General features: G+C 66.8%; 9 protein-coding genes. 5 read left to right on the top strand and 4 right to left on the bottom strand.

Annotation, left to right across the window (positions count from 1 at the left end; translation table 11 throughout):
* The coding region (locus tag DBR20_RS22815; RefSeq protein ID WP_308812608.1) for a two-component regulator propeller domain-containing protein at nt 1–1,916 on the bottom strand (1,916 nt) is incomplete at its 3' end.
* A 165-nt stretch (nt 1,917–2,081) separates the two neighbouring features.
* On the opposite strand from DBR20_RS22815, the gene DBR20_RS08260 reads away from it, so the two are divergent.
* Genes DBR20_RS08260 through DBR20_RS08250 form a run of 3 tightly spaced genes read left to right on the top strand, consistent with a single transcriptional unit; the run spans nt 2,082 to nt 3,871 of the window.
* Nucleotides 2,082–2,726: a YceI family protein gene (locus DBR20_RS08260; protein ID WP_108265840.1), complete on the top strand. Its 645-nt coding sequence runs from the start codon at nt 2,082–2,084 to the stop codon at nt 2,724–2,726.
* Nucleotides 2,723–3,295, top strand: a complete 573-nt coding sequence (locus DBR20_RS08255) for a cytochrome b (RefSeq protein ID WP_100553249.1) — start codon at nt 2,723–2,725, stop codon at nt 3,293–3,295. The genes DBR20_RS08260 and DBR20_RS08255 overlap by 4 nt, the downstream gene beginning before the upstream one ends.
* Nucleotides 3,296–3,298: 3 nt before the next feature.
* A complete protein-coding gene (locus DBR20_RS08250; protein WP_100553250.1) occupies nt 3,299–3,871 on the top strand; it encodes a YceI family protein in 573 nt (190 codons plus the stop codon).
* A gap of 88 nt (nt 3,872–3,959) precedes the next feature.
* Here DBR20_RS08250 and DBR20_RS08245 read toward each other — a convergent pair whose 3' ends face one another.
* Entirely contained in the window at nt 3,960–4,190 is a 231-nt protein-coding gene (locus DBR20_RS08245; RefSeq protein WP_100553251.1) for a glutaredoxin family protein, read from the bottom strand.
* A 101-nt stretch (nt 4,191–4,291) separates the two neighbouring features.
* Between DBR20_RS08245 and DBR20_RS08240 the strand changes: the two genes are divergently transcribed.
* Together DBR20_RS08240 and DBR20_RS08235 are read left to right on the top strand one after the other, a co-directional pair.
* Nucleotides 4,292–5,674 (top strand): L-serine ammonia-lyase, encoded by a 1,383-nt coding sequence (locus DBR20_RS08240; protein ID WP_108265839.1) that lies wholly within the window; start codon nt 4,292–4,294, stop codon nt 5,672–5,674.
* A gap of 125 nt (nt 5,675–5,799) precedes the next feature.
* The gene (locus tag DBR20_RS08235) at nt 5,800–6,795 is read left to right on the top strand and encodes an alpha/beta hydrolase (protein WP_108265838.1); all 996 of its coding nucleotides are present in this window, start codon (nt 5,800–5,802) and stop codon (nt 6,793–6,795) included.
* 90 nt (nt 6,796–6,885) lie between these two features.
* On the opposite strand, the gene DBR20_RS08230 is transcribed toward DBR20_RS08235, so the two are convergent.
* Both DBR20_RS08230 and DBR20_RS08225 read right to left on the bottom strand, forming a co-directional pair.
* The gene (locus DBR20_RS08230; RefSeq protein WP_108265837.1) at nt 6,886–7,953 is read right to left on the bottom strand and encodes a homoserine dehydrogenase; all 1,068 of its coding nucleotides are present in this window, start codon (nt 7,951–7,953) and stop codon (nt 6,886–6,888) included.
* On the bottom strand, nt 7,950–8,205 hold a 256-nt coding region (locus DBR20_RS08225), incomplete at its 5' end, for a PLP-dependent transferase (protein ID WP_181393047.1). The genes DBR20_RS08225 and DBR20_RS08230, both read right to left, overlap by 4 nt.

The following is an 8,205-nucleotide window of genomic DNA, read 5'->3' as shown; positions in this document are numbered from 1 at the left end:
ATGCCGGTCTGGGTAACCGCCAGCACCCGCCCATCGGCATCGATCGCCGGCGGGCGTCCGGTGAACTCGGCATCGAGCAGGCCATCGCGCTCATTGAATATCTGCAGGCGACGCTGTTTCGGATCCCAGCGCAGCAGGCCACGCGGTGTCGTCGCCCACAACTGCCCGTTCGCGGCCAGGGCCAGCCCACCCATGCTGACCGGCGGCACCCCGGCGCCAGCATCGACGCGCTGGATCAGGCGCAAGCTGAGGCCATCCCACTGGTAGCGTTCAAATGCGCCCTGGCGTGCGATCCACATCTGCCGGGGATCGATCCACACCAGATCGTAGATCGGGCCCCTGGAAACGCCGGGTACGGCTTCGAAGCGGTCACCCTGCTCACGCATGATCCCCGTTTCCCCCATCACCCAGGCCCGCCCCGTGGCATCGAAGCGGATCTGTTCGACCGGTGCATCGGTATCACCACGCAGCATGGCGCCATCGAAACTGCGCAACAGGCGACCCTCGGCACTGCGCTGCTGCAGGCCCAGATTCATCACCGACACCCAGACCGTGCCATCAGGCGCCTGCCGCATCAGATCGATCCGCTGTCGCAGGTCGGAGCCGCCGCCGATGCGCCAGTCGCGCAGCGCGCGGGTGGCCGGGTCATAAACGCTGATGCGTCCCGCGCGCCCCAGCCACAGCCGCCCATCGGGACGTGGCAGCACCGACCACACCGCGCCACCGCCCAGCTCGCGCTCGCTGGCCAGCAGGCTCAACGTCCCCTGCGCATCGATCTGGTAGACACCGTGCGCAGAACCGACGTAGTAGCTGCGACCGTCACTGGCGGCACTCAACAGATACTGGCTGTCCAGCGGCTTGCCATCGAACTGGTACCAGGTCGAAAAGCGCCGCCAGTCTGGTGGAAGGTAGGCCAGGCCCTGGGTCAGCAGCGCGACCCAGAGCCCTCCCTCATGATCCTGCAGCAGGTCGAGCACGCCACTATGGCCGGTCAGGAAGCCGCTGCCACGGTCGCCTTCCAGCTTGCGCAGCACCTGGCCGTCACCGCGCAGCAGGCCATCGGAGGTTCCCGCCCAATAGCCTCCGCGGCTGTCGGGCAGCACCAGTGCCGAACGCAGACCGGCGCTGTCGGCCCAGGTCGGTCGCGTTACCCGATCCTGCGCATCGATGCGATACAGGCCTTCATTCTGTGTGCCAACCCATATTGCGCCATCGGCATCGCGGCTCAGCCGCAGCACGCTGACTGCCGCCAGTTCGCGCGGCGCCACGACGTCGAAGGCATGGCCGTTCCAACGCGCCAGGCCGGATTCGGTTCCCACCCACAGCCGTCCCTGCGCGTCGACCAGGCTGCTGTAGATCGTGTTGCTCGGCAGACCGCCGGGCTGCGCCGGATCATGCTGGAAATGGCGCAGCGAGCCGTCTTCGCCGAAGCGGCAGACCCCATGGCTGCTGCTGCCGACCCATAGCGCATCCTCGGCATAGGCCAGCGTCCAGAACTGCCCCTGGCAGCCCTCAGTGACCGAATCGAAGGTCTTGAAGCGCTCGCGGTCGGCATCCAGGCGGGCAAGCCCCTTGCCGTTGATGCCGACCCATACCCGGTCGAGCGGGTCGACCAGCAGGGTTTCGATCTCGTTGCCGGGCAGCGAATTCGGTTGCGCCGGGTCGTGCTGCCACACCCGCAGTTCCCCACCGTCATAGCGGGCCAGGCCGCCGTCGGTGGCAGCCCATACATGGCCCTGTCGGTCTTCGGCCAGCGCGACCACCATCCGCGAGGGCAACCCCTCGGCCGCGCCGAAACGGCGCAGGCGCGGTGTTTCACCTGCCATGTCCAAGGTCGCGGCTGCCGCGGAAAGCGCCAACAGCACCAGACCTGCTCCTGCAATGCCTTGGCACCACCGGCGCCAGCCGCTCGTCATCCTGAACCCCCTGTCCTGTGCCGATTGTCACACAGGGCTGCAGCCATCGCTGCAACAGCCTGTTTCCGGCCACATCGACACCACGAACTGTTGCAGCCATGCACACAGCGTTGCGCAAAGGCTATGGGTATGATCGAACAGTCTTTTTCCATGAGTCCACCGCCGATGCGCCACTGCCTGGCCCTGCTGCCGATGCTGCTTGCCGTCGCCCCCGCCTGGGCAGGCAACGATGCCTACCGCATCGATCCGGTACACACCCGGGTGCTGTTCGCCATCGACCATGCCGGCTACTCGCAGGCGCTGGGTACGATCTCCGGAAGCCAGGGCCAGCTGCAGTTCGATAGCGACAACTGGCGCGATGCGACACTGGACGTCGAGATTCCGGTAGCACGACTGGACCTTGGCGATGCCAAGTGGAACCAGGCCACGCTGGCGCGCAGCCTGCTCGACGGCGAACGCTTTCCCACCGCCCGCTTCGTTTCCCACCATGTCGAACCAATCGACGCGAAACGTGCCCACGTGACCGGGACCCTGACCCTGCGCGGCGTCAGCCAGGAAGTCACGCTGGAGGTGACCTTGAACCAGATCAAACGCTATCCGCTACCGCCGTTCCGGCGTACTGCGGGCTTCTCCGCCACCACGACACTGAGCCGCCGAGCCTTCGGCATCACCGCCTGGCCGGGTGTGATCGGCGATGCGGTGCAGGTGCGGATCGAGGCTGAAGCCACGCTCGACCGCAGCGATTCTCCGGGAACTCCCGCGCCCCAACCCCACTCCGACAGCCAGACGGCCACCAAGGACCCTTCATGACCGCCAAGAACACCCCCGCCGCCTGGGGGAGTGTCAGCCAGACCCTGCACTGGCTGATCGCATTGCTGATTCTCGCCCTGGGCATCGTCGGCCTGACCATGGGCGAGCTGCCGAAGACGCCCAAGTACTTCTGGGTCTATACCGCGCACAAGTCGATCGGCATCACCGTGCTGGCACTGGTGGTGCTGCGCCTGGGCTGGCGCCTGTATGCCGGTGCCCCCAAGCCGGTACCGGGCGTACCGAGCTGGCAGGAGCGCATCGCCAGCGCCACCCATGTGCTGCTGTATGTGCTGATGTTCGCCATCCCGTTGTCGGGCTGGATATACGACTCGGCCAGCGGCCTGCGCCCGTTCCGCTGGTTCGGCCTGGTCGAAGTACCCAAGCTGAGCGGACCGGACCCGCAGGTCGTGGCGGTTTCCCATGCCCTGCACGAATACGGCTTCTGGCTGTTGATCGCGGTGGTACTGGCCCATGCCGGTGCTGCCTTCTACCACCACCTGTTCCAGCGCGATGCCACCCTGTCCCGGATGTTGCCGCGTGGCTGGCTCGCCTCTCCCCAGAAGGACTGACCGATGAACCTGAAACTGACCACCCCGGCCGCCGTGGCCGCCGCCCTCGCCGGCATGCTGGCCACCGCACCGGTGCTCGCCGCCGATTACGCCCAGGCCCCAGGTGCCGGTTCGTTCCTGGCCTTTGCCACCAAGTACGACGGTGAAGTGTTCACCGGCAGCTTCCCGGGCTTTGCCACCAAGCTCAGCTTCGACCCGGCCAATCCGGCTGCGGGTTCGCTGGACGTGGTGATTCCGCTGGCCGGCGCCAAGAGCGGCAACAGCGACCGCGACTCCACCCTGCAGGGCGCGGACTTCTTCAGCGTCGGCAAGTTCGCTACCGCGCGCTACACCGCCAAGGGTTTCCGCGCGCTCGGCAATGACCAGTTCGCCGCCGACGGCACACTGGAACTGCGCGGCGTGAGCAAGCCGGTCACCTTCACCTTCACCTGGAAGCCCGGCGCACAGCCGGTGCTGACCGGCAAGGCGACGGTCAAGCGCCTGGACTTCGGTGTCGGCGGCGGCGACTGGGCCGATACCAAGACCATCCCCGACGAAACCGCGATCAGCACGATCGTGAAGTTCGACGCGAAATAAGACGCCCTGGCGTCCGCGGTAGCGCCGGGCCATGCCCGGCGGCTTCCCCCGATGGCCGCGCTACGCGCTCGCCGGGCATGGCCCGGCGCTACCTGCCCGCGGCCAACCAGGCCTGCACCGCAGCCGCATCAAACGGCCAGTCCAGCTCGCGCCCGCCGGTCTCATCACGCAGCACCGGCACCCGCGCCCCATAACGCGCCTCCAGCGCCGGCTGGTCATCGAGGAACACCGATTCGAACTCGGGCGCCCGCGCCTTGGCCAGTTCGGCCAGGGCCATGTCACACAGATGGCAGTCGTCACGCTGGAACAGGGTCAACACCGGGGTTTGCTCCCTTGGCGGAAATGCTGCGCCGCAGTCATGGAAGTGCGGCGTGAACCGCTAGAATAGCGGTCTCTCCCGGTACCCGCAGTACGGAAACCATGGCTGTCAGCACGTTCGACGTTTTCAAGATCGGCATTGGCCCGAGCTCCTCGCACACCGTCGGGCCGATGAGGGCCGCCGAGCGCTTCATCCATCGCTGGCTGCTCGACCCGGGCAAGCTGGGGGAGGTCGCGCGCATCCGTGCCGATGTGTACGGCTCGCTGGCGCTGACCGGTCGTGGCCACGGCACCGACAAGGCGATCCTGCTTGGCCTGGAAGGGCAGCGTCCGAACCTGATCGACCCGGACATCATCCCGTCCACGCTGGAGCGCATCCGCAGCAGCAAGCGCATCGTCCTGATGGGCCAGCACGAGATCGCCTTCGACGAAAAGCGCGACCTCGGCCTGAACAAGCGGCAGAAGCTGCCCTACCACACCAACGGCATGCGCTTCACCGCGTACAACGCCGATGACGAAGTGCTGGCCACCCGTGATTACTACTCGGTGGGCGGCGGCTTCGTGGTCAACCAGGACGACGCGGCCGATGACCGAATCGTGCCGGACGAAACGCCGTTGCCCTACCCGTTCAAGAGCGGCGACGAGCTGCTCGCGCAGACCGCCCGCAGCGGCCTGAGCATCGCCCAGTTGATGTTCGAGAACGAGAAGTGCTGGCGCACGGAAGACGAGATCCGCGACAACCTGCGCGAGATCTGGAGCGCGATGCAGGCCTGCGTGGCGCGTGGCATCCGTGAGGAGGGCGTGCTGCCCGGTGGCCTGAAAGTGGGCCGCCGCGCACCGGCGCTGTACCGCGAACTGTCATCGAAGCCGGAAGCGGCGATGCGCGATCCGCTGACCACGCTGGACTGGGTCAACCTGTACGCGCTGGCCGTGAATGAAGAGAACGCCGCCGGTGGCCGCGTGGTCACCGCGCCCACCAACGGTGCGGCGGGTGTACTGCCGGCGGTGCTTCACTACTTCGACCGTTTCTGCCCCGGCGCGAACGAACAGCGCGTGTTCGACTTCCTGCTGACCTCCGCGGCGATCGGCATCCTGTACAAGGAAAACGCCTCGATTTCCGGCGCCGAAGTGGGCTGCCAGGGCGAGGTCGGCGTGGCCTGTTCGATGGCTGCCGGTGGTCTGGTCGCGGCGCTGGGCGGCAACCCGAGCCAGATCGAGAACGCGGCGGAAATCGGCATGGAGCACAACCTGGGACTGACCTGCGACCCGATCGGCGGTCTGGTGCAGATTCCGTGCATCGAGCGCAATGCGATGGGTGCGGTGAAGGCGATCAACGCCTCGCGCATGGCCATGCGCGGCGACGGCAAGCACAAGGTGTCGCTGGACAAGGTCATCAAGACCATGCGCGACACCGGCCGCGACATGCAGGACAAGTACAAGGAAACCAGCCGCGGCGGACTGGCGGTGAACGTCATCGAGTGCTGATGATTGGCGCAGCCAGGCATGGCCTGGCTCTACTGTGCAGCCGAGCATGGGCTCGGCTCTACACCGGACGGCGTCGTCACCGCTTTGCGGTTAGGCTCGGGCGTTCCCCTGCTCCGGAATGTCCCATGCGCGTGATCGCTGCTGCCCTGCTTGCCTGCGTTCCGTTGTCCGTTCTCGCTGCGCCAACCTACGGGCCGCGGCTGGAAGGGTTCGATTACGGCTATCCGGTGAAGACCTTTGCGCTGGAATCGCAGCGCCAGCCGCTGGAAATGGCCTATCTGGATGTCGCGCCGAAGAAGAAGCCGATCGGCGTGGTGGTGCTGCTGCATGGCAAGAACTTCTGCGCAGCGACCTGGAAGGAGACGATCAAGCCGCTGGTGGCTGCTGGCTACCGGGTGATCGCGCCGGACCAGGTGGGCTTCTGCAAATCGAGCAAGCCCGAGCGCTACCAGTATTCCTTCGGGCAGCTTGCCGACAATACCCACACGCTGCTGCAGCAGCTGCAGCTGGGTGACGTGCCGGTGCATGTGGTCGGTCACTCGATGGGCGGCATGCTGGCCATCCGCTATGCGCTGATGTATCCGAAGGAGCTGCGCAGTCTGTCGCTGGTCAATCCGATCGGGTTGGAAGACTGGAAGGCGCTGGGCGTGCCCTGGCGCAGCGTGGACGCGTGGTATGCCGGCGAAATGAACATCAGCTATGACAGCATCCGCCGCTACCAGCTGGACGTGTACTACGACGGCAAGTGGAAGCCGGCGTACGAACCGTGGGCGCGCATGCAGTCGGGCATGTACGAGGGCCCGGGCAAGCAGCAGGTTGCCTGGAGCCAGGCGTTGACCTCGGACATGGTGTTCAACCAACCCGTCGTCCATGAACTGAAGAATCTGCAGGTGCCGACCACGTTGTTCATCGGCCAGAAGGACCGCACAGCGATCGGTCGTGACCAGGCATCGCCCGAACTGAAGGCGGCGCTGGGCAATTACCCGGTACTGGGCAAGGCGGCCGCCGCGGCGATTGCAGGCTCGACGCTGGTCGAGTTCGCGGCGCTGGGCCATTCGCCGCAGGTGCAGGATCCGAAGCAGTTCAATGCGGCGTTGTTGAAGGCACTCAAAGCGCGTTGACGTTCCATGACCGCCGGGCATGGCCCGGCACTACCAGGATCGGTATGGGTAGCGCCGGGCCATGCCCGGCGAGCGCAGCGGCGGCTGAGGTCAGCGCACGATCCGCAGCACGTCATCCAGCAGCGCCGCTGCGGTGACTTCCGCACCCGCGCCCGGCCCCTGGATCAACAGCGGCTGCGCGCGGTAGCGATCGCTGTGGATGGCCACGCGGTTGTCGGTGCCCGCGCCCTGCGCCAGCGGATGGTCGGCTGCCAGCTCGCGCAGGCCCACCTGCGCACCCTGGCTATCGACGCGCCCGACAAAACGCAGCACCCGACCGTTCTCGCGCGCCTGCTGCCAACGCGCCTGCAGCGGTGCATCCAGCTGCTCCAGCGCGTTCACTGCATCTTCCAGCGACAACGCCGCCAGCGTATCCGGCACCAGTGAATCGACCTGCACCTGCGAAGCGTCCAGCGCCAATCCGCTGCTGCGCGCGAGGATCAACAACTTGCGGCGCACATCCTCGCCGGAGAGATCCAGTCGCGGGTCGGGCTCGGTGTAACCGGCCGCCAGCGCTTCACGCACCGCTGCCGAGAACGGTGACTGGCCGTCATAACGATTGAACAGCCACGCCAGCGAGCCGGAGAGCACACCCTCGATGGCATGGATGTGGTCACCACCGGCAACCAGCGCACGCAGGCTGCTGAGCAACGGCAGGCCGGCGCCGACGGTGGCGCTGTCGCCATAGCGCGCACCGCTGTCGGCGCAACGGTCGGCGATGGCCTGCGCGCGCGACAGGTGCGCGCCACGGCCGAGCTTGTTGGCGGTCACCACGTGCACGCCGCGCGCCAACCACTGCACATGGCGCGCCGCTACGTCTTCGCTGGCGGTGGCATCAACCACCACGTCACCACGTTCCAGACCTTCGGCGCTGGCCCACGGTGGCGAACTCTGCCCATCGCGCGGCGCACGGCGTGCCAGTTCCAGCGGCAACGCCAGATCACGGTCGATCGCCAGCGCCGTGCGCGAATTGGCCAGCCACTGCACGCTGGGCAACTCCAGCCCACGTGCCTGCAGCGCCTGGTAGCGCTGTACGAAGGCCGAACCGACGGTGCCGGTTCCGAGCAGCGCCAAGCGGCCGGTACCCAGCAGCGGAATTTCGACAGGCAAAGCGCTCATGCGTCTGCCACCTGTTTGCCACGCGCCACCGCATCGATCACCGCCCCGGCGCGCGTCAGTGCAGCGCCCAGATCCGCCAGCAGGTCGCGCTCGCCTTCGATGCCAACCGACAACCGCAGCAGGCCTTCGCTGATGCCCGCCGCAGTGCGTGCTTCGGCCGTCATCGCCGCGTGGGTCATGGTTGCCGGGTGCGCGATCAGGCTCTCCACGCCCCCAAGCGACTCGGCCAGCGTGAAGTAACGCAGGCCATCG

Origin of the sequence: Stenotrophomonas sp. HMWF023, from assembly GCF_003060985.1 — a bacterium.
In the GTDB taxonomy this organism is placed as follows: domain Bacteria; phylum Pseudomonadota; class Gammaproteobacteria; order Xanthomonadales; family Xanthomonadaceae; genus Stenotrophomonas; species Stenotrophomonas lactitubi.
This window is presented reverse-complemented; position numbering and strand designations above follow the sequence as displayed.